This window comes from Rheinheimera sp. NSM (assembly GCF_052380015.1).
Lineage (GTDB): Bacteria > Pseudomonadota > Gammaproteobacteria > Enterobacterales > Alteromonadaceae > Alishewanella.
The window spans coordinates 162,312-182,452 of record NZ_JBQTCI010000004.1 but is presented as its reverse complement, the minus strand read 5'-3'; the positions used below and the strand labels follow the sequence as shown (position 1 = coordinate 182,452).

Genomic DNA, 20,141 nt, shown 5'->3' with positions numbered 1-20,141 from the left:
ACGGGGTTTTTTACTTTGCACTTAGTTGCAGCTGTTTGGCGTGGGCTACATTAAGCTGCTGATGGCTGACGATAAGCAACAAGCCGCTGCGCTGACGCTGCAGCAGGGCGTGCAACACCTGCTGTGTGGTGGCAGGGTCCAGCCCGGCAAAGGGTTCGTCCAACAGCAATACCGGCCGCTGCGTTAACAGCAGGCGTGCCAATGCAATGCGTCTGGCCTGGCCGCCGGACACCGCTGCACCGTATTCGCCCATAACGGTATCCAGTTGCTGTGGCTGCTGTTGTACCCAGTCCTTCAGTGCAACCTCATGCAGTACCTGCCACAGCAGTGCATCGCTGGCGGTTGGCGCGGCTAAACGCAGGTTTTGCGCCAGGGTTAAATCAAAAATATCGGCCTGTTGTGGCAAATACCCCAAAGTATTACTGAGTTGCCATTCGGCGTAAGGCAAGCCATTCAGGCTGATATCACCGCTAAAAGCCAGTTGATTGGCCAGGGCCTGCAGCAAGGTGGTTTTACCGCTGCCGGAGGCGCCACTGATTAACAGCACCTCACCGCTGTGCAAGTTAAAGCTGACATTATCCGGCCCATGCAGGGCGCTATGTTGCCGCGCAGATAACTGACATACGTTTAACTGCAACGGCCCTGTGGGCTGCGGTTTGTCTGTGCCGTTGGTGGTATCTGTGTCTGCCGGCTGGTTCAGCCGGTCACGGGCGGCCATGCTCAGGCCCAGCGCAATAAAACTCTGACACAGCGGCAGTAACACTTCATGCAACGCCCACAACGCCAGCACCGCAGAGAGTAGCAGCGGCACGCTCAGGTTTTGTTGTGCCAGCAATAGCCCGCCTTGCCACAGCAGTGCCAGCAGGCTGAGTGCCAGCAGGCCTTGTTGTACCAGGCCGCTGCGGCCGGCCAGTTGCTGCTGGCGCAGTTGCAGCGCCAGATAAAGCTGGTCCTGTGAACTGAATTGTTGTGTTTTATGCTGCCAGCGTTGCCATAGCAGTAATGCCGGCAGCATCGACAGCGGTTCCAGCAGCATGGTGCGACGGCTGGCGGCGGCAGTGGTATCTTGTGCCGCCAGGGCAATGCCACGGCGCAGCGTAACCAGCGGCAACAGTAGCGCCATAAGCAGCGGCGGGCCGGCAGCAAATAACAGCGCCGGTGCCAGCAGATACCAGAACAACAATAGCAGCGCCGTCAGGCTGCAGGCCCACAGCCAGGGCGCAGCTACTTTAAGCGGTAACTGATCGAGCAAATCAATATCTGTCACCAGCCGCTGCAGGGTATCGGCAGAGTGCCGCCCGCTGTACCGGCTGCCGGCCAGAGTACGAAAGCTCTGTACTCTTAAATCTTTCAACAAACCCAGGGCTGCATAGTGCGAGGTTAAACGCTCGGCGTAGCGCCCGGCGGTACGGCCAATGGCACACAGACGAATAATGGCGGCGGGGCGGAAATAGTCAAAGCCGTAGGCGCCGACAGCGGCCAGGCCAGCCAGTGCCGCGGCACTGATAAACCAGCCGGACAGCGCCAGCAAGCTGATTGCGGCCAGTAAGGTCAGCAACCCGAGCAATAACGCCAGCAGCCAGGCGTTGCGCCGGCTGTGCAGCAAACGGCGTAAACGTATAGTGGGCTCAGGCGCTGGCATGTTGCACTCCGTTGGTTGTTACCACTGCAGGGTTGGGCAGCCGGATCACATTATCCAGCCAGTCCAGGCCGTGGAGCTGGTGGCTAACGATAATCAGCGTTTTACCCTGGCTCAGTGTGCCAATCAGCTGATGCAGCCTGTAGGCGGTGGCGCCGTCTAAATGTGCGGTGGGTTCGTCCAGTAGCCAGACTTTGGCGTCACGCAGTAACAGCTGCGCCAGTGCCAGCCGTTGTAACTGACCGCCGGATAAACCTAAGCCCCGCTCGCCCAGCAGGGTATTTAGGCCCAACGGTAATTGTTGTACCAACGGCCACAGCTCCACCTGTTGCAGCGCAGTTATCAGCTGTGGCTCAGTGGCGTCAGGTGCGGCCAGCCGCAGGTTATCGGCAATGCTGGCGGCGGCAATGCTGCTGTGCTGCGCCATATAGCCCAGCTGCTGTTGCCAGTGGTTAAGCCCAAGCTGCAGCAGTGAATGTTGGTTAATCAGAATATCACCCTGATAGGGTACAAAACCCAGCAACGCATGCAGCAAACTGGATTTGCCACAGCCGCTTGGTCCCTGCAGGGCAATACGGCCACCACTATGTATGCTAAAGCTAACCGGTGCCAGCCGCAGGCGCTGCTCTGCCGTTAAAATATGCAGCTGTTGCAATGTGATCTGTGGCGCACTGCTTAGCGTCAGCTGCTGCGTGCCCGGGTGTTGCCAGGCATGGCTGTGCAAAATTGGGCTGAGCTCAGTAATTGCAGCCTCGGCCTGCGCTTTGGCATGGTAATCGCTGCCAAGCTGGCGCAGCGGTGCGTAAAATTCCGGCGCCAGCAGTAAAATAAACAGCGCGCCCTGGTAGGGCACCGGTATCTCGCCTTTGGCCCAGGGCAGAATACCCAGCAACCCCAGGCCTAAATACAGCGCCAGCAAAGCAATGGCCAGCGCAGAGAAAAACTCCAGCACAGCGCCGGATAAAAACGCCAGTTTCAGTACGCCCATGCTGCTGTCACGGTAGTGCTCAGCGGCATCGGCGACAGCTTGGGTGGCGCGCTCTGTCGCCTGTAGCTGTTGTAACGTAGCCATGCCGCGAACCAGATCTAAAAAGCGGCCACTCATGCGGCTAAGCAATTGCAACTGGCGCTGGCTGGCCGCAGTGGCGGCATTGCCCAGCAGTACCATAAACAGCGGCACCAGCGGAGCCGTGATCAGTAAGATAGCCGCCGCTAACGGGCTGTAAATAACCGTGGCGACAACCAGCAACACCGGGCTGAGCAATACCAGATAACGCTGTACATAGTAGCGACTGATAAAGCCGTCCAGCGCATCGACTTGCTCCAGCAGTTTACTGCTTAAACTGCCGTCACTGCCGTAGCGGCTTTTACCCGGCCCGGCAGCAGCCAGCTTTGTCAGCAACTGCAGCCGTAAGTTGCTGCGGATCTGCTGGCTGGCGCGCAGGCTGAGTTGCTCGCGGCAATATTGCAGTACCGGCCGCCCCAGCAGGCACAGGGCCAGCCAGGGCAGGACCGCTTTTAACAGCGTGCCGGGCTGTTGTTCACTGCCGCTGAGCCAGGTAGCAAACAGCGTTGACAGCAGGTAACACTGCCAGATAAACAGCAAGCTGGCGCTAACTGCCAGTGCCAGGGCGCCAAGCAAGCGGCGCTGCTGTGGCCGCAACAGCTGCTTGAGCTGGCCTGCAGTATCAGGCGCGCTAGTCAGCTTGTTTCTCCTCACCTTCGTAGCCTTTTAACTCCAGCCACATGGCATTAATAATGCCAAACGAACAAGCCAGTAACACGCCTAAAATCCAGGTAAAATACCACATATGCTGCTCCTTTTTTCCAACTGATTATCAGTAAAGTGAATGGCTGTTATCACGGATATGCTGCTCATTTAAGCGCCCGCGCATAACAAAATAGCTCCAGCCGGTGTACAGCAGGATCAGCGGCACAAAGATACAGGCCACCACAAGCATGATCATCAGGGTCGTTTCACTGGCTGTGGCGTCCCACATGGTCAGGCTGTGTGCCGGCATAGTGCTGGACGGCATCACAAACGGAAACATACTGATGCCGGCGGTTAAAATAACCATCGCCATCGCTAGCGCTGAACTGATAAAAGCGCAGATATGGCGCTGTGTTTTACTGGCCAGCGCGCAAAGCAAAAAGCCTGCCACGCCCAGTGCCGGTATAAGCCACAGCAGCGGCCATTTGCCATAGTTGCTAAACCAGGCGCCCGCCGCTATGGCCACACTTTTGCCGGTGGTGTTATTCGCGCCGTTGGTGTCTATTACACTGTTGATCACATAACCATCTATACCCAAATACAGCCAAACTCCGGCCAGCAGGAAAATAACCGCACAGCTCAGTGCCAGTACAGCGGACAATTTCTCGCTGCGCTCTTTTAGCTCAGCTTCGGTTTTCAGTTGCAGGTAGGTGGCACCGTGGTTAACAAACATCAGCAGGCTTAATACGCCGGCCAACAAGGCAAAGGGGTTTAACAGCGCCCAAAAACTGCCGGTGTAATGCAGGCGTAAAATGTCGTCAAAATAAAACGGTACGCCTTGCAGCAGGTTGCCAAAGGCGACGCCGAAAATAAGCGCCGGTACAGCAGAGCCGGCCGTTAACGCCCAATCCCAGCGGCTGCGCCATTGCTCATTGTCTATTTTTGCACGGTATTCAAAGCCAATAGGCCGTAAGAACAGTGCAAACAAGGTGAGCATTAACGCTATATAAAAGCCGCTGAATGAGGCTGCATACACCGTGGGCCAGGCAGCGAATAAAGCGCCGCCGGCGGTAATCAACCACACCTGATTACCATCCCAGTGCGGTGCTATGGCGTTAATCATTACGCGGCGCTCATCATTATTATTGCCAATCACCTTGAGCAACGACGCCACGCCCATATCAAAACCGTCGGTTACCGCAAAGCCAATCAGTAATACGCCAATCAGTAACCACCAGATAAACCGCAGTGCTTCGTAGTCCATATTATGCCTCCTTCGCGGCCGGAATTTCGCTATCGTATTTGCCGGTATGCAGGCTCGCCGGCCCCAGTTTGGCGTACTTTGTCATCAGCCACATTTCGATAATCACGAAGATGATGTACAGCACCATTATCGAGCCCAGGCTGAACCAGATATCGCTGACACTAAGTTGTGACACTGCCATATGGGTCGGTAAAATTTCGCCTATGGCCCAGGGTTGGCGGCCGTACTCGGCAACAAACCAGCCGGCTTCACTGGCCAGCCAGGGCAGCGGCAGGCTGAACAGAGCGAACTTAAGTAACCATTTGGGCTTATCCACAGTGCGCCGCGCGCTGTGCCAAAACGCCAGTGCAAACAACAGCAGCATAGATACACCACAGGCCACCATAATGCGGAAGCTCCAGAACAGCGGCCAGACTTCGGGAATAGAGTCTTCTACCGCTTGTGCTATATGCTCAGCGGTAGCATTGGCAACATCGTCGGTGTAGGCCGTTAACAGCATGCCATAGCCTAAATCGGCGCTGACTTCGTTAAAGCGCGCCACAGTAGCAGCAGATTTATCGCCGCCACGGTATTGCAGCAGCAGTACATAGGCCTCCTGGCCACGCACAATGCGCGCTAAGTGTTTTTGTTTCAGCTCGCTAATGCCGGCCACTTCTTCGTCCAGCGAGCGGGTGGCAATCAGCCCCAGCGCGGCCGGAATTTTCAGCGCGTAATCCGTGGTTTGTGTGTCTTTATTCGGAATGCCAAAGGCGGTAAATGCCGCAGGGGCGGGGTGGGTATGCCATTCGGCTTCTACTGCCGCCAGTTTTACTTTTTGCACATCACCCAGCTCATAGCCGGATTCATCACCCAGCACAATAACTGATAAAGCGCTGGCCAGGCCAAAGGCCGAGGCAATAGCAAAGCTGCGCCTGGCAAAGGCCAGATCCCGGCCTTTGAGCAGGTACCAGCTGGAAATGGCCAGCACGAAAACCGCCCCGGTAACATAGCCGGCCGATACGGTGTGGACAAACTTCACCTGGGCTACCGGGTTAAAAATTACTTCACTAAAGCTGGTCAGCTCCATCCGCATGGTATCAATATTAAACACCGAACCCACCGGGTGTTGCATCCAACCGTTCGCCACCAAAATCCACAGTGCCGACAGATTAGTGGCCAGTGCCATCAGCCAGGTTACCGCTAAGTGTTTTTCTTTGCTTAAGCGGTCCCAACCAAAGAAAAACAAACCAAACAGGGTAGATTCAAGGAAAAACGCCATTAGGGCTTCAATGGCTAAGGGGGCACCGAAAATATCGCCGACATAATGCGAATAGTACGACCAGTTGGTGCCAAACTGGAACTCCATTGCGATGCCGGTCGTTACCCCGAGTGCAAAGTTAATACCAAACAACTTACCCCAGAATTTGGTCATATCGCGGTATATGGTTTTACCGGTCATAACATAGACCGATTCCATAATTGCCAGCAAAAAGGCCAGGCCAAGGGTAAGAGGAACAAACAGGAAGTGGATCATTGCCGTAAAGGCGAACTGAAACCGTGACAGGTCTACTATATCCATCTGCATACTCCGCGCGCAGGTTAATGTGAGGCAGTACCTATAAAGTAGTACAGCCAAAGCACTATACAAGCGCAGGCGGCCAGCGCTTATGCGCTGGATCAAGCTTTGGTGGTTTTATATTAGCAGATATGAATTTATCAGCGTTTGCGCGCCAAAAAGGTATCTACCGCCAGGTTAGAGGCGGCGAGCTTTTTGCGGCCTTGCGGGCAGCTTTGGGTGAGCAGAATAAACAGGGTGTCAATCACCAGCTCCTGGGCATTACGGGCTAATATCGATGATAACCGCGCTGAGCTTTCATCAGCCACGGTATAAAGTTTTACCCCGGCCAGTTTGGTTACGCTGTTATTGCCATAGGCGGTAATACTGATAATCTGCACGCCGTTAATGGCGGCTTGCTCGGTAATTTTTACGCTGTCGGCGGTTTCGCCCGACTCGCTTAACACCACCAGCACATCTTCGCCGGTGTAGTTGGCAATATTGGCCAGTTGCACATGAGTGTCGGTTTCGGCCAATGCGGCCATGCCCAGTTTTTGCAGTTTGTAGGAAAAATCTTTTGCCACCAGGGCTGAGCCGCCTTTACCGCATAACAGCACGCGTTTGGCATTCAGCAGCAGTGCGGTAGCTTGCTCATAACTGGCTTGCGGGTTAACAGCATGGGTTTTTTGCAGCACATTAATTTTACCGGCCAGCAGCTTTTGGCTCATGATACTGAAATTGTCGTCCAGCGAAATTTCGCCGTGTAATTTAGCGGTGCTGTCAGCCGGGGTTTGCAGGTGTAGGGTGTCGCTTAGGGCAAATTTAAAATCGGGGTAACCTTTATAGCCGAGCTTCTGGCTGAAACGCACCACACTGGCCTGGCTGATGCCGACCATTTGTGCCAGTAGCTGCGATGGCATATCGCGGATTTGCTGCGGATTAGCGAGGATATATTCCGCCAGTTGTTGTTCGGCGCGGGGAAACTTCTCGCGCAGGGCTTCAATTTTATCAAGTACAGACATCCGGTAGTCCTGTTTGCCGGCACAGAGCACAGCGTAATAAAACGGTTTTAACCCGCAGCTTATTATGACCGGAGCAAATTGAAAAGCCCGGCCTGCAATACAGGCCGGGAAACACCGGTCCGGGATTAGAACGCGGGTGTGTAACGCAGTGAAACACCTAAGGTACGGCCCGTTACCGGGTAGTCGCTTACGGTATTAAAGTGGTTGGCACCGGATAACGGCAGTGGCGGCGCTTTATCCAGCAGGTTGTCGATACCGGCGGTCAGGCTCAGCTCATCGCTGGCTTGCCAGGATGCGGCCAGATCAAGGTAGTTTTGTGCGCTGATACTGATACTGCGATCGGCCGCATTTTCTACTTCACCAATACGGCGCCAGCCTAACTGCACGCCAACAGTGTCGCGGTTCCAGTCCAGCGTAACGCGGTGCTTGTAGTCAGCCTGCAGCACGCTGGCAAAGTCGCCGGAGCAAGCGCTGCCAAAGGTGCCTTTACAGTCAATCGCAGCGACAGTGGCGTTATTCTGCCGTGTTTGCTTGGTAATAATAGTGGCCTGATACGCCAACTTCATGCTGCCACCCATTACCTCCGGCGCGGTAAAGCGATAGTTAGCCGCCAGGTCAACACCATCCTGGCGCACAGCCGCCAGGTTAAAGTCATTTACTATAGCGGTGCTGATCAGGCCGGTTTGCGGGTCACGCAGCACTGCATCACACAAAGGGTTGCCGGCTACCGGGTTGTCGATATAACAGTTCTTCAGTGCTGCTGCCGGTTGAATTTGGCTTACCGCATCGGTAATTTTTATCGTGTAATAATCCAGCGTAACATCAAAACCACTGAGGTAAGACGGGGTGTACACCACGCCCAGGGTAGAGGATTCGGCCTGCTCCGGCTTAATGTCCGGGTTACCGCCAAAGGTGTAGCTGGCGGTAGCGGCATCAAATGGCGTGCCGGCCGGCGCTGCACCGTAGCGGGCGCACTGCTCCGCATTGCCGGTGCCCAATAAGCACGGGTCGCCGTCAAAGCGGCCGGCAAAGCGCGGCACAAACTGTTCGCTGGTTTGGTCAAATAACGCCAGCGACAAGGCTGTGATCGGGCTGGCAAACTCACCTAAATTAGGCGCGCGAAAGGCGGTTTGGCGGCTGGCGCGGAGCCGCACATCACTGTTGATCGCCCAGTTCAGGCCCAGTTTCCAGGTGTTTTCGGCATCGGTATTGGAATATTCTGAAATGCGGTACGCGCCTTCAAAATCCAACTGGTCAAAAAACGGTTTATCAAACAGCAGCGGTACCAGTACTTCGGCATACACTTCTTTACTGTCAAAGCCGGCGTCCATATCAAACACACTTACTGCCGCAAAACTGGTGCCGTTACGGAACGCGTCGCCCGGCAGCTGTTTACCGGTTTCTTTGCGGTATTCATAACCCAATGCATAACTAACGGTGCCGGCCGGTAATTCAAACAGCGGCGCAGAATCACCCGACAGCGTAGCGGCCATTACACTTTGCGTGCGCTCGCGGTTGGAGTACAGCAAAGGCGAGCTGAATGAGCTTAAATCCAGCAGCGGGTCAAAAATATCTACTGTATTGGCCAGCGCCGCAAAACGGCTGGCACCGCTGTTGTTGTTTTTATAGGCATTGTTGTTAATGCTGGAGGTTTCGTCGGTACGGCCATACTGGGCGTAAATGTCGTAGCTTAAGCTGTCGGTAAGCACACCTTTTAACCCCAGTTGGAACTGGCTGGACTCACGCACCGCTTCGGTGGTTTGCAGGCCCAGGCCGAGGTTACGCTCTACATTTACCACGGCATTGCCGTCGGCATCAAAGCTGATTAAATCACGCGCCGCAGCAGGAATAAACGGGTTGTCTGCGGTTAAGGTTACCTGCTCATTGACTGAAACAGGCGTTTGGCCGCTGGCACCGGCGCCGGTGACGGTTATTTTGGCGTACATGCCGCGGCCATACAGCTCGACATAATCGTTCAGTTCAGCGCCGAAGAACAACCCGGCTGATAAACGGTCCATCGGTTGGGTCAGGTAGCGCTGACCGGTAACATTTACCGTATTGCGTTCGCCGGTGACGCCGCCGTTATCATCGATACCAAAGCTGTTACCCGTGGCAACGTCGGTATAAAAACCGCCGCTGTTAATCATGCTGCCGCTGTTTTGCATGGCCCAGCTGCGCTCGCCTGCCAGCAGGGCTTTGCGTTCAGAGTAACCAATATAGCCGGTAATATGGCCACGGCCGTTGGCAATATCACCGCCAAATACAGCTTCGGTATTGAGTTTTTCACCACCGCCGTCAGCGGTTTCATAGCTGGCCGACAGTTCAACACCATCAAACTGGTCGTCCATAATAAAGTTCACCACGCCGGCTACAGCATCAGCACCGTATACTGCTGCTGCGCCGCCGGTTAGTACGTCAACCCGCTTGATTAAACCGGCCGGAATAATGTTTACATCTACCGAGTTACGAAAGCTGAACGGTACCGCGCGTGTGCCGTTAATCAGCACCAGGGTACGGTTTTGGCCCAGGCTGCGCAGGTCAATAGTAGATGAGCCTAAAGAGTCACCCACAGTGGCGCCGGTAGCATTGGCACCACCAGCGGCTTGCGGTAATTTGGCGGTAATGTCTTCCACGTTTACCGCGCGGTCGAGCTGAATTTGTACCTCATCTACCGACGCCACCGGGCTGGAAGACACCAGTTCAGTGCGGGCAATACGCGAGCCGGTAATGGTGATTACTTCGGTCTTTTCTGCGCCGGCAGTGCTGTCTGCCTGCTGTGCCATGCTAAGTTGGCTGAATAACGCCAGATTGATCGCCAATGCCAGTTTAGAGGCACGGCGCAGGTTCTGGCTGTGAGTTTTTTTGCTGAGGTAAGATGTCATCCGGGTATACTCCCTGTTGCTGGGCAAAATGTCGGTTAGGGTTTATGAATTTTTTATACGTTTAATTTTGCGTTTCACTGAATATATAACCCAATGTACCGCTTTGTGCAATTTTATTTAGTTACTTTGCGGCTATTGTCGGATAAATTATTCATGCTACAGTTTGCTTGTCAGCTTTAACCATCACAGGAAACGCCCATGCACAGTCATATTCAGCAGTTGTATGCTATTGCCGCTAAACCCAGCCGTAAGGTAATAGGCCTGATGAGCGGCACCTCGCTCGATGGCCTCGATGTGGCACTGTGTGAACTTAGCGGCGATGGCCTTAATACCGGCATTAAGCTGCTGCAATTCACCACGGTAGACTACGACAGCAGCTACAAACAGCGGGTAAAGGCGGTGTTTTCCAAACGTGAGGTAGACCTGCAGGCGGTTACGTTGTTAAACCCGTGGATAGGCCTCGAGCACGGCCGCATGATCAACCAATGCCTGGCGCAGTGGCAGTTAAGCGCAGCTGATGTCGATATTATTGCCAGCCACGGCCAGACTATATTTCACTGCCCCAAGCGCCAGCATAATTTGCCTGATTACGGCAATGCCACGCTGCAAATCGGCGATGGCGATCATCTGGCGATGGCCAGCGGTATTATTACGCTGAGTGATTTCCGGCAAAAGCACATTGCCGCCGGCGGCGAGGGCGCCCCGTTAGCGGTATACGGCGACTATTTATTGTTTAGCAGCAGTGCAGAAAACCGCATTATGCTGAATATCGGCGGTATAGCTAACTTCACCTGGTTGCCGCAAACGCTGGACGCCGAAGCTGTGTTTAGCAGCGATATTGGCCCTGGCAATACCATGATGGATGCGTTTATTCAGCAGCATTACCCGGGTAAGTATTTTGATGCAGACTCAGCCTTGGCTAAAGCCGGTAAGGTGAGTGAGTCTTTACTCGAAGCATTAAAACAACAGCCGTTTTTTGCGCTGGGTTTTCCGAAAACCACCGGGCCGGAAGTGTTTAATCTGGCTTATCTGGCCCGCGCACAACAGGTCAGCGGCACAGAGCTGTTAAGCCATGCTGATATTATGGCCACATTAAACTGCTTTAGCGCCGACATGATCATCAGCGCCATTAAGCAAACTACAGCAAAGCTGGATAAGTTTGTTATTTACGCCAGCGGCGGCGGTATTCACAATCCGCTGTTAATGAGCCAGGTTCAGGCGGCCCTGCCGGGTGTCAGCATTAAAACCACTGCAGATTTAGGCATCAACCCTGACGCCAAAGAAGCGGTATTATTTGCCGTACTGGCGAATGAATGTTTAGTCGGCGGTAAGCAAAAATTCAGCAATGCCCGTGAGGGCATACCGGGCGTAACTATGGGCAAGGTCAGTTTTGCTGATTAATGCCTGCGTTATGTAGCGGGCTTTATAACCGCAGCACGTCAGATTTTAACAATAACTTTGCCCCGGATATTGCCCTGCAATAACCGGGAACAAACAGTATTAAATTCATACTATTTTAATCACCACTTTGCCTTTGGCGCGCCCTTGAGCAAGATATGCCAGCGCGTCTTTTGCTTGCTCAAACGCAAACACCTTATCGATCACGGGTTTAATCTGTTCAGCTTCGAGCAGTTTGCCGATTTCGCTGAGTTGAGCACCGTCAGGACGTACGAACAGAAATGAGTAGCTGATATCCCGCTTTTTTGCCAGACGCTTGATTTTGCGGCTCATCAAGCCGAATACCAACTTAAACACCAAGTTCAGCCGCTTGACCCGGGCGAAGGCGGCATCCAGGGGGCCGACTAAAGAGACAATCCTGCTTCCGGGCTTGAGGATGTCGATAGATTTTTCGATTGTATCTCCCTCAATGGTGCCAAGTACCATATCGTAATCATGCAGCACTGTTTCAAATTCTTGTTTTTTATAGTCAACCACTTCGTCTGCACCAAGGCTACGTACTAAGGCAAGGTTGCTGGTACTGGTGGTGGTGCCCACCTTGGCGCCAAAGTGCTTGGCCAGTTGGATGGCAAAGGTGCCGATACCACCGGATCCTGCGGGGATAAACACCTTCTGACCCGGCTGAATATTGGCTCGTTCCTTCAGTGCTTGCCATGAAGTGAGGCCAACCATCGGGATTGAGGCGGCCTGCACAAAGTCCAGATTGATAGGTTTCAGCGCCGCTGCGCTTTCAGGTACCACCGCGAATTCGGCGAGTGATCCAGTGCCAAGATCGAAGATGCTGGCGAAGACGGCATCGCCCGGCTTGAAGCGCGTCACCTGGCTGCCTACTTCAGTTACCAGGCCAGCCAAGTCACTGCCCATCGTGGCTGGTAGCTGGAAATGCAGAACTGGTTTGTAGTTGCCTGTTGGGATCTTGTTGTCGACGGGGTTAAGACCGGCAGCATAGATCTGAACAAGCATTTCGTTTGGCTTGATGGTCGGTTTTGGAATGTCGGCAAAAGCGAGCTGATCGGATTTACCATAACGTTTTAAGACAAGTGCTTTCATCTTTCTACCCCCGACACAGTGCTGCTACAAGCCGGGCAACCGAGCCGACCGGGGATGAGAAATCAACCCCCCAGCTTGACAGTATAAAATCGGGAGCAAACATAAAGATGGCTGCTAGGGAGAGGTACAGAAGCGCCGTAAAGATTGCGATGTGTTTGAATATCATTTTCTTTCTCCGTTTAGGTATCAAGTTGCAGATTCTTACGTAGCCCCTTGTCCAATACAGCTGCCGGAGCGAACCTGCGTAAAAATTGCAGCTGGCCGGCTGTTTTGCCTGCGGTATAGCGTAACTTGGGGTGCAGAGCCTGAACTGCTTTCAACACGACTTCAGCCACCACGGAAGGTTTGTCCGCGTTCGACATTGCCTGGTTAACGACCTTGGTAACATGCGTCCGAACCTGCTGATACTCGTCGAGCTTTGCATCAGGTTCGATGTTGTTCGCCTCGAACTGGGTCTTGGTATAGGCTGGCTCGATCACTGAAACTCTAATCCCATAGGTACGCAGTTCGTGATCCAGCGCCTCCGAGTAACCTTCAACAGCATGTTTACTGGCAGAATAAAGCGCCGAGTAAGGCATGGGCACTACGCCAAGGATCGATCCGATATTGATAATCCGGCCTTTGCCCTGGCGGCGCATATGCGGCACGATTGCGCGGGTCATCCGCACAATACCGAGGAAGTTTGTATCGAAGATGGCTTTGGCCTGCTCGATTGAACTTTCTTCCGCTGCGGCGGGAGCAACACCAAAACCAGCATTGTTTACCAATACATCAATATGCCCCTCCAGACGCAGCAGTTCAGCAACAGCGGCTTCGACGGATGAGTCGTTCGTTACATCAAGCGCCAGCATCGGAAAGGGATGCTGGCCTGCCTGAGCACCGCGCCGGCTGGTGCCATAGACGCTGTAGCCTGCTGCCGCAAGTTTGATGGCCGTGGCCTCGCCGATGCCTGAAGAGGCGCCGGTAACCAGCGCTATAAGTTTGTTGGTCATTATTTAACTCCTTGAACAAGTTTTTTAGCCTTTCAACGTCTGTATGAGGCGGTTACATTTCTATTTATTAAGCGGTTTTATAGCGTTCAGCGGCTTCAGACATCTTGATGTCGGCAAGCAAGGCTTGTCGCGCCTTATCTAAATCATCCCGGCGTGGTCTTAGGTTTTCCGGTTGATGGATGGTGAACGGCCTTAATGATGATGGTTGTAATCTAAAATGTCAAATACTTTGATTATGACCATAATCAAAGTATACTGAGGCCATAATTTTGTGAGGAGATGCCGCAAAGATGAAGGTGACAAAAGCACAGGTGCAGGAAAACCGTCAGCGTATTGTTGAGACGGCCTCGGTGTTGTTTCGCGAGCGCGGTTACGATGGCGTGGGGGTAGCCGAGTTAATGGCAGCGGCTGGCTTTACCCATGGTGGTTTCTATAAGCACTTTGGGTCCAAGGCCGACTTGATGGCAGAAGCGGCGGCTTGCAGTTTTGCTCAGTCGGCAGTGAAAACCGCTGACATTGATATCGCCGACTTTGTGCAGCTATATCTGTCAAGGCAGCACCGTGATGCACCGGGCGACGGCTGCACGATGGCTGCACTGTGCGCAGATACCGCGCGTCAGCCGGAGTCACTTAAAGCGGCATTTTTAACCGGCATTGAAAATCAGTTGGCAACCATGGCGCATAAAGATGCTGCTTTGAGCGAAAGTGCGCAGCGCGAAGCACGAGCCGACAGAATAGCGACATTAGCTCAGGTTGTGGGGGCGATAGCGTTGTCACGCGCCTGTCCGGACGATTCCGCGCTGGCAGATGAAATTCTGCAGGTGTGCCGCAGCCGGCTCCTTGGGTAAGGTAAGTATTTGCCGCTTAGTCCGGCAGCTGTGTAAGCTAATTTGCCGCCGCTGCTCTGTGTGTTAACGGATTAACTTGCAGCACTAAAACACAGTTCAGCCGCCACAGCGCTTTCTGCTGTTTGTGCCGCTGCTGGTTTTTCGTTAAACAATTGCTGCGCCAATACTTTACCCAGTTCGACATAATCATGTTGCAGGGTGTCGTAAGTGGTTCTGGCATCTATGTAGTAAGGCGCGCGCTTGCCGTTAAAGTGGATCACATCGCCAATTTGCTGGAAATGGATGCCAATCCGCTTTAATACTCTGGCCAGCGCCGGTTCAATCATCACAAACACATGGTGCCGCTTAGATTGCAGGCTCATCAGCATGGCCACCAGGTACAGCGACACGGCTACGGCACTGCGGCACTGGCTTTCGCGGCTGTTCAGGCTTGTTATGCGTTCAGTGGACATAATGCTTTGTTTACAGCGGATTTCCATCGGTACTGCCAACCTGGATATTTCGCAAATGTGGCGGCGGTCGAAGTTATGCGGTGTTAGTACCGGATTAGTAATACAGTGGCCGAAATACTGCTCTATCGGCAGCAGCTCGTCTTTGCTCTCAGAGGTAATTAGCCTGACGGTGCCGGCCAGGGTGTCTTTATCGCAATGCCGGATGCCGGCATGCAAAGATCGCGGGTCGAAACTGTCTTGCTCCAGTTTATTTGCGCGGCAGGGTTCAAACGCCATTTCCTCACAATACACCTTATGGCGTAAACGAAAGATGTCGCGTTGTTGTGCTGCGCTTTGCGCCAGACCAGCCTGAAAAAAATGCGGAAAATATTGCAGTGGCGTGTCGGCCCGGTTTGCGGGTATCTGCACCGGCTCCAGCCATGGTATAAAGGCAGTATTGTGTACTGCGGAAAGCAAAGTCATTGCGCGCCCCAAAAGGTTAATGCCACCATTATTGTCCGGCAGTCATATGTACATTGTGTGAACTTTATGCCTGAAAACACCAAATCCGGGGGGTAAAACGCAGTCAATTCCTTTGCAAAGCCACAGGCAGGAATTACTATGCGTTCGATTAGCGCAGACGTCAAACCTGAAAAGGCCGTAAAAACGCGGTTTTATAAGGTTTCAGCGCTAAAGTTATGATTTTAATACAAGAAAAAAACTTTACTTTTTAACGACTGTAATTAAATGTTATTCAGCGGTTATTCAGTTGCGAAATGTCAAAAATGCTATACCGCAGCCCAATAGCTTAAGTTTAGCTGATTGCACACTGCTCAAGTTGTTGAATATCATGCTGAACCTGTCTTGCCAGCGCCCGCAGCTGAATTAAGCGCTCGTTACTGAGTGAAATTTGACAGCGCAGTGCCGGCATTACCGTAGCCACCTTTGTTTCCAGGTTTTTTCCGGCAACCGTTAATACGACCTTTTTAACCCGTTCATCCTGTGCTGACGGCATACGTTTTAACCAGCCTTTGAGTTCCAGCTTTTTGACCAAAGGCGTTAAGGTGCCGGAGTCGAACAGGGTTTTACTGCCCAGTTCTCCCAGGCTGATATCATCTTGTTGCCATAACGCCAACAGCACCACGTACTGCGGGTAGGTGAGATCGAACGGTTGCAGCAGCGGCCGGTACAGCCGTACTACGGCATTAGAGGCACTGTACAGCGCAAAACACAGCTGTTCTTCCAGTGGTAAGGTTTTTTTCATCTGTATTAACCCGGCAATTTTGTGCCAGTGTAGCAAACTTAGTTGTTAGCCCTATAGCGTTACTAATTATATTTCAGGCAATAAAGTTATATGCAAATATCTTGCATGCAAGATTAATTAGGCCTATTATGCAGTGGTTCGCTAACGGTAACCTTAACTGAGGAAATAACGATGGATATTCTTTATAAAGCAGTAGTAACGTCAACCGGCGGCCGTGATGGCGCAGCTAAATCCAATGATGGTTTATTAGAAGTTAAACTGGCCGCACCCAAAGAGTTAGGCGGTGGCGGCGGTGCAACTAACCCTGAGCAGTTATTTGCTGCCGGTTATTCTGCCTGCTTTATCGGTGCAATGAAGTTTGTTGCCGGCCAGAGCAAGCAAACCCTGCCGGCTGATCTTAGCCTGCGCGCCGAAGTGGGTATTGGTAAAATTGAAGGCGGCTTTGGCCTGGATGTGGATTTATTCGTCAGCCTGCCTGGTATGGACAAAGCTGCAGCACAGCAGCTGGTAGATAAAGCACACCATGTTTGCCCGTACTCCAATGCTACCCGCGGTAATGTCGACGTGCGTTTACACGTTAGCGTATAAACATAGCCATGCTAAAACAGAGCCGGCAATATTGCCGGCTTTTTGTATCAGGCTGCTTTGGTTGCCGGTGGCACAAAACGGCTTAGCAACGCCGGCAATATGGTTAAATCGGCGGCCAACGCCATTAACATGGCTGCGGCGGTAAGTAAGCCAAAATACACGCTGGGTAAAAAGCCGGAAAAACCAAAAACGGCAAAACCGGCGGCAATAACCACCGAAGTAAACAACATAGCCAGCCCGGTATGGGCAAAGGCATGTTGCAGTGCCTTAGCGGCCGGCGCCTGCAAATAGCTGTGTACAAAGTGAATGGTGTCATCAATGGCAATACCCATAGCGATAGCGGCGATGGTAATGGTCATAATATCCAGCGGAATACCCAACCAGCCAATCAGGCCCAAAATGCCCAGCGTAGTGCAGATGTTTGGCACCAGCGCGATCAGCGCAATCTTTAACGAACGGAAAATCAGCAGCAAAAGAACGGCCATGGCCAGGTACACCAAACCTAAAGTCATAATTTGCGAGTCAAACAGGCGCGATAAAATGTCCTGATACAGCACAAACAGATTCGTCAGGCTGTAATCTTCGGTTGTCAGCCCCACCGATTGTAAATCCTGATGCAGCTGTTGCATCAGCAGCTCGCGGTTCAGTCCCTCTGTCGTGTCCTGAATACGGGTAGCAATACGCACCTGCAACGGCTGTTCAGCCAGATAAGCCCCCACCAGTTGGTTTACCACCTTTTGCTCCAGCAACAGGTAGATAGAGTTTAATTCGTACTCTGTCAGCGGTTTGCCATTGTTCAGTTGGCTGGCCAGGGTAGTAAAATTAACCAGCGAGGTTACATTACCGCTGGCGGCAAATTCTGCCACCACAGCGTGGGCCAGGTGCAGCTGATTAAACTGCTCAGCGCTTAGCAGTAAATCTGCTTTGGCTTTTGCCGGGTCAAGGCTAATAACAATATCCAGCGGCGTAGAGCCGCCAAACTCCTGATCAATAAACTTAAGTTCGCGGTATACCCGGGTATCTTTGGCAAAATAATTAATAAAGCTGTTTTCTACATTTAACTGCGCCGAACCCGGCAGCAGCAAGGCAAACAGCAGCAAGCCGGCAAACACCGTACGCAGCGGCGCACGCGCTACCAAACGCCGGACAGCTTGCAACAGGCGGCTGAGTATGGCGTAGTCGGCGGTTTCGGCCTTAGCTTTCAGCAGGCTAAGCAGAGCAGGGAACAGCAGCAGGCTGACACTCATGGTCAGCAGCATGGCAATCAGCATCATATAGCCAAAATCAACCACCGGCTGAATACCGCTGAAAATTAACGAGCCAAAGCCGACAGAGGTAGTTAGCGTGGCATAAAAGCACGGCGCCAGTTTTTGCTCTAAGGTCATGATTACGCGTTGCTGTTGGCTGGCCGTACTGTTATTGCGGGCGATATCGCGGTAGGCACCGATAAGGTGGATCATCACCGCCAGCGTTAAAATAAGCTGCAGCGCAATAAAATTGGCCGAGATAACGGTAGCGCGAATATCCAACAGCGCAAACAGGCTAAGTGTAAGCCAAACACTGACAGTGCACACCAACAGCGGAAACAGTACCCAGCGCAGGCTGCGGTACAGCAATAACAGCAGCAGGGCAATAATGATGGCGATGGCGCTGCCAAATACGGTTAAGTCGCTGCTGATAATATCCACCAGATGCTGCGCTACCACATAGGCGCCACCGCTAAAGGTTTCAGCGCGCTGCTGCACCTGTTGGTTTATCTGTTCTATCTGCGCAATTTCCCGGCGCCGCTGTTTCACCAACGCCTGACGCAGCGGGTCGGCTTGTTTTTGCAGCTGTGCCAGGGCGGCATTTTCTTCTGCGCTCAGTTCACGCTGTAAGGCGTGTTGCTCAATGGCCAGCATATCGCGCTCCAACGCTACTAATTGCGCGTCGGGTTTAAACACAATCTGCATGGCGGCGGCGGCTTCGGCGGTATTAAGCAGCAGATCAGTAAAAATAGGGTGGTCGCTGAGCAATTGCTGCATTTGTGCCGGCGAATACTGCTGCTGTTGCCAGCTAAGCGCTGACACATCGGCATCTGTGGTCAGCACAGACGCATCGGTAAGCAGGGGCACGTTGAGCATGGAGGTAACACTTTGCACCCTGGGCAGTTTGCGGTATTGCTCACTTAGCGTGGTGAGATCGGCAAAAGTTGCGGCACTGAACAGCTCGCCGTTGCGCGGTTTATACGCCACCAGAATAAACTCGTCCGGTGAAAAGCGCTGATTAGCCTGCTGGGTTTTAATATACAGCGCATTGTTTTTTACCAGCAGGGTTTCAGCTGAGGCATCAATGCGAAACTGCTGCACAAAAAATGCCGAGGCACCGATTAATACGGCAAATAACAGCAGTATTGCCAGCCGTAACTGCACAATGCGCTGTGCCAGCCAGGCGCTGAAGCCGACGTTATTCCTGCTGCTGGTTGAAGGCGTCATCGCGCTTTACTCCCTGTAAAAACTGATTGCGAAAATACAGGTAGGGGTCATCCGCCTGTTGGTACAGTGTCTCGTACACCCTGGCGCGGTCAGAAAAGTTGTCAACGGCGTCAACGCCCTGCAAATAATAGGTATCCGGTGTCGAGGTAACCTGGCGCAATGGGTCCAGCAGTACTTCGCTTACCACAGAGGTAGAGCCGCGCACATTATTCTGCCCCAGTATCGGCAGCACCAGATAAGGGCCAGGGCCTACGTTATAGCCCGCCAGGGTGTCGGCCAGTGATTGTTTCGCTGTGGGTAAGTTAAACCAGGCGGTGGCGGGGTCAAACAAGCCCAGCAGGCCTACTGTGCTGTTAATTAAAAAGCGGCCAAGGTTAGTGCCGGCATCTTTTACCTCACCGGCGGCCAGGTTGTTTAGCAGGCTCAGCGGCTCACGGATATTGCGAAACGCATTACCTATTTTGCTGCGTACCACATCCGGTACGGCATATTCGTAGCCTTTTGCCAGCGGGATCAACGCATAGGAGTAAGCCACATGGTTAAAACCGAATATGGCCCGGTTCCAGCCTTCCAGCGGATCATTGTACTGCTCTTTCGCCTCATCTTCCGGCGTTGCCGGGTCGTCGCGGTTGGCCATATCCACCACAGTAGGCTTAATTTCAATGCTGCCCTGCGATGTTTCAATAGTGGTAGTTTTACCGCTGCTAAGCTGCTCTGCCGCCGACAACTCTGCAGGCTTTGCTGTTAGTTGCGTAGCCTCAGCTGCTGTAGTTTCAGCTTGCTCCGGCTTAGCCGCACAACCGGCCAGCGTCAGCAAAAACAACCCGGTTAATAGATTTACAGGTTTCATTAAGTACTCCGCTGCTATCCGACGCACAGGTGTCGGAGTATGGCTATAACACACCATAACAGAACCTCAGGTTAACCGGCGTGTAAAAAAATTAAGAATTTGTAACCACTAAGCCAGCGGTATCAGCGGCCAGG

Annotated in this window: 16 protein-coding genes; 3 read left to right on the top strand and 13 right to left on the bottom strand. The window is 52.9% G+C overall.

Features of this window, described 5'->3' with window-relative positions; translation table 11 throughout:
* Positions 1 to 10 precede the first annotated feature (10 nt).
* From ACTZWV_RS13085 to ACTZWV_RS13055, 7 genes are all read right to left on the bottom strand, one after another.
* Entirely contained in the window at positions 11 to 1,642 is a 1,632-nt protein-coding gene (locus ACTZWV_RS13085; protein ID WP_444786971.1) for an amino acid ABC transporter ATP-binding/permease protein, read from the bottom strand.
* Positions 1,629 to 3,359, bottom strand: coding sequence for a thiol reductant ABC exporter subunit CydD (gene cydD / locus ACTZWV_RS13080; protein WP_444786970.1), 1,731 nt, complete (start codon positions 3,357 to 3,359; stop codon positions 1,629 to 1,631). Before cydD ends, ACTZWV_RS13085 begins: the two co-directional genes overlap by 14 nt.
* The gene (gene cydX / locus ACTZWV_RS13075) at positions 3,337 to 3,450 is read right to left on the bottom strand and encodes a cytochrome bd-I oxidase subunit CydX (RefSeq protein WP_444786969.1); all 114 of its coding nucleotides are present in this window, start codon (positions 3,448 to 3,450) and stop codon (positions 3,337 to 3,339) included. The genes cydD and cydX overlap by 23 nt, the downstream gene beginning before the upstream one ends.
* Before the next feature lie 27 nt (positions 3,451 to 3,477).
* A complete protein-coding gene (cydB, locus tag ACTZWV_RS13070; RefSeq protein ID WP_444786968.1) occupies positions 3,478 to 4,614 on the bottom strand; it encodes a cytochrome d ubiquinol oxidase subunit II in 1,137 nt (378 codons plus the stop codon).
* A 1-nt stretch (position 4,615) separates the two neighbouring features.
* Complete coding sequence (locus tag ACTZWV_RS13065; RefSeq protein ID WP_444786967.1) at positions 4,616 to 6,172, bottom strand: cytochrome ubiquinol oxidase subunit I; 1,557 nt, start codon at positions 6,170 to 6,172, stop codon at positions 4,616 to 4,618.
* Between the two features lie 137 nt (positions 6,173 to 6,309).
* Positions 6,310 to 7,170 (bottom strand): MurR/RpiR family transcriptional regulator, encoded by an 861-nt coding sequence (locus ACTZWV_RS13060; RefSeq protein WP_444786966.1) that lies wholly within the window; start codon positions 7,168 to 7,170, stop codon positions 6,310 to 6,312.
* A 125-nt stretch (positions 7,171 to 7,295) separates the two neighbouring features.
* Positions 7,296 to 10,052 (bottom strand): TonB-dependent receptor domain-containing protein, encoded by a 2,757-nt coding sequence (locus ACTZWV_RS13055; protein ID WP_444786965.1) that lies wholly within the window; start codon positions 10,050 to 10,052, stop codon positions 7,296 to 7,298.
* A gap of 198 nt (positions 10,053 to 10,250) precedes the next feature.
* Between ACTZWV_RS13055 and ACTZWV_RS13050 the strand changes: the two genes are divergently transcribed.
* Positions 10,251 to 11,453: an anhydro-N-acetylmuramic acid kinase gene (locus ACTZWV_RS13050; protein WP_444786964.1), complete on the top strand. Its 1,203-nt coding sequence runs from the start codon at positions 10,251 to 10,253 to the stop codon at positions 11,451 to 11,453.
* 105 nt (positions 11,454 to 11,558) lie between these two features.
* Here ACTZWV_RS13050 and ACTZWV_RS13045 read toward each other — a convergent pair whose 3' ends face one another.
* The gene (locus ACTZWV_RS13045) at positions 11,559 to 12,560 is read right to left on the bottom strand and encodes an NADP-dependent oxidoreductase (protein ID WP_444786963.1); all 1,002 of its coding nucleotides are present in this window, start codon (positions 12,558 to 12,560) and stop codon (positions 11,559 to 11,561) included.
* A 179-nt stretch (positions 12,561 to 12,739) separates the two neighbouring features.
* Positions 12,740 to 13,552 carry an oxidoreductase gene (locus tag ACTZWV_RS13040; RefSeq protein ID WP_444786962.1) on the bottom strand — a complete coding sequence of 271 codons (813 nt, stop codon included), beginning with the start codon at positions 13,550 to 13,552 and terminating at the stop codon, positions 12,740 to 12,742.
* A 290-nt stretch (positions 13,553 to 13,842) separates the two neighbouring features.
* Between ACTZWV_RS13040 and ACTZWV_RS13035 the strand changes: the two genes are divergently transcribed.
* Entirely contained in the window at positions 13,843 to 14,400 is a 558-nt protein-coding gene (locus tag ACTZWV_RS13035) for a TetR/AcrR family transcriptional regulator (protein WP_444786961.1), read from the top strand.
* A 71-nt stretch (positions 14,401 to 14,471) separates the two neighbouring features.
* Here ACTZWV_RS13035 and ACTZWV_RS13030 read toward each other — a convergent pair whose 3' ends face one another.
* Positions 14,472 to 15,314 carry a PEP-CTERM/exosortase system-associated acyltransferase gene (locus tag ACTZWV_RS13030; protein WP_444786960.1) on the bottom strand — a complete coding sequence of 281 codons (843 nt, stop codon included), beginning with the start codon at positions 15,312 to 15,314 and terminating at the stop codon, positions 14,472 to 14,474.
* A gap of 331 nt (positions 15,315 to 15,645) precedes the next feature.
* Positions 15,646 to 16,095 carry a MarR family winged helix-turn-helix transcriptional regulator gene (locus ACTZWV_RS13025; protein WP_444786959.1) on the bottom strand — a complete coding sequence of 150 codons (450 nt, stop codon included), beginning with the start codon at positions 16,093 to 16,095 and terminating at the stop codon, positions 15,646 to 15,648.
* Positions 16,096 to 16,266: 171 nt separating this feature from the next.
* Here ACTZWV_RS13025 and ACTZWV_RS13020 point away from each other — a divergent pair, with 171 nt between their 5' ends.
* Positions 16,267 to 16,683 (top strand): organic hydroperoxide resistance protein, encoded by a 417-nt coding sequence (locus tag ACTZWV_RS13020; RefSeq protein ID WP_444786958.1) that lies wholly within the window; start codon positions 16,267 to 16,269, stop codon positions 16,681 to 16,683.
* Positions 16,684 to 16,730: 47 nt separating this feature from the next.
* On the opposite strand, the gene ACTZWV_RS13015 is transcribed toward ACTZWV_RS13020, so the two are convergent.
* Positions 16,731 to 19,157: an efflux RND transporter permease subunit gene (locus tag ACTZWV_RS13015; protein ID WP_444786957.1), complete on the bottom strand. Its 2,427-nt coding sequence runs from the start codon at positions 19,155 to 19,157 to the stop codon at positions 16,731 to 16,733.
* On the bottom strand, positions 19,129 to 20,007 hold the full coding sequence (locus tag ACTZWV_RS13010; RefSeq protein WP_444786956.1) for an MlaA family lipoprotein: 879 nt from the start codon (positions 20,005 to 20,007) through the stop codon (positions 19,129 to 19,131). The genes ACTZWV_RS13015 and ACTZWV_RS13010 overlap by 29 nt, the downstream gene beginning before the upstream one ends.
* Between the last annotated feature and the right edge of the window lie 134 nt (positions 20,008 to 20,141).

Coding starts and splice junctions, on each gene's coding strand:
- ACTZWV_RS13055 (WP_444786965.1), bottom strand. CDS start 10,052: ATGACATCTTACCTCAGCAAAAAAACTCACAGCCAGAACCTGCGCCGT.
- ACTZWV_RS13085 (WP_444786971.1), bottom strand. CDS start 1,642: ATGCCAGCGCCTGAGCCCACTATACGTTTACGCCGTTTGCTGCACAGC.
- ACTZWV_RS13045 (WP_444786963.1), bottom strand. CDS start 12,560: ATGAAAGCACTTGTCTTAAAACGTTATGGTAAATCCGATCAGCTCGCT.
- ACTZWV_RS13010 (WP_444786956.1), bottom strand. CDS start 20,007: ATGAAACCTGTAAATCTATTAACCGGGTTGTTTTTGCTGACGCTGGCC.
- ACTZWV_RS13025 (WP_444786959.1), bottom strand. CDS start 16,095: ATGAAAAAAACCTTACCACTGGAAGAACAGCTGTGTTTTGCGCTGTAC.
- cydB (WP_444786968.1), bottom strand. CDS start 4,614: ATGGACTACGAAGCACTGCGGTTTATCTGGTGGTTACTGATTGGCGTA.
- ACTZWV_RS13030 (WP_444786960.1), bottom strand. CDS start 15,314: ATGACTTTGCTTTCCGCAGTACACAATACTGCCTTTATACCATGGCTG.
- ACTZWV_RS13065 (WP_444786967.1), bottom strand. CDS start 6,172: ATGGATATAGTAGACCTGTCACGGTTTCAGTTCGCCTTTACGGCAATG.
- ACTZWV_RS13060 (WP_444786966.1), bottom strand. CDS start 7,170: ATGTCTGTACTTGATAAAATTGAAGCCCTGCGCGAGAAGTTTCCCCGC.
- cydX (WP_444786969.1), bottom strand. CDS start 3,450: ATGTGGTATTTTACCTGGATTTTAGGCGTGTTACTGGCTTGTTCGTTT.
- ACTZWV_RS13040 (WP_444786962.1), bottom strand. CDS start 13,552: ATGACCAACAAACTTATAGCGCTGGTTACCGGCGCCTCTTCAGGCATC.
- ACTZWV_RS13020 (WP_444786958.1), top strand. CDS start 16,267: ATGGATATTCTTTATAAAGCAGTAGTAACGTCAACCGGCGGCCGTGAT.
- ACTZWV_RS13035 (WP_444786961.1), top strand. CDS start 13,843: ATGAAGGTGACAAAAGCACAGGTGCAGGAAAACCGTCAGCGTATTGTT.
- ACTZWV_RS13015 (WP_444786957.1), bottom strand. CDS start 19,157: ATGACGCCTTCAACCAGCAGCAGGAATAACGTCGGCTTCAGCGCCTGG.
- ACTZWV_RS13050 (WP_444786964.1), top strand. CDS start 10,251: ATGCACAGTCATATTCAGCAGTTGTATGCTATTGCCGCTAAACCCAGC.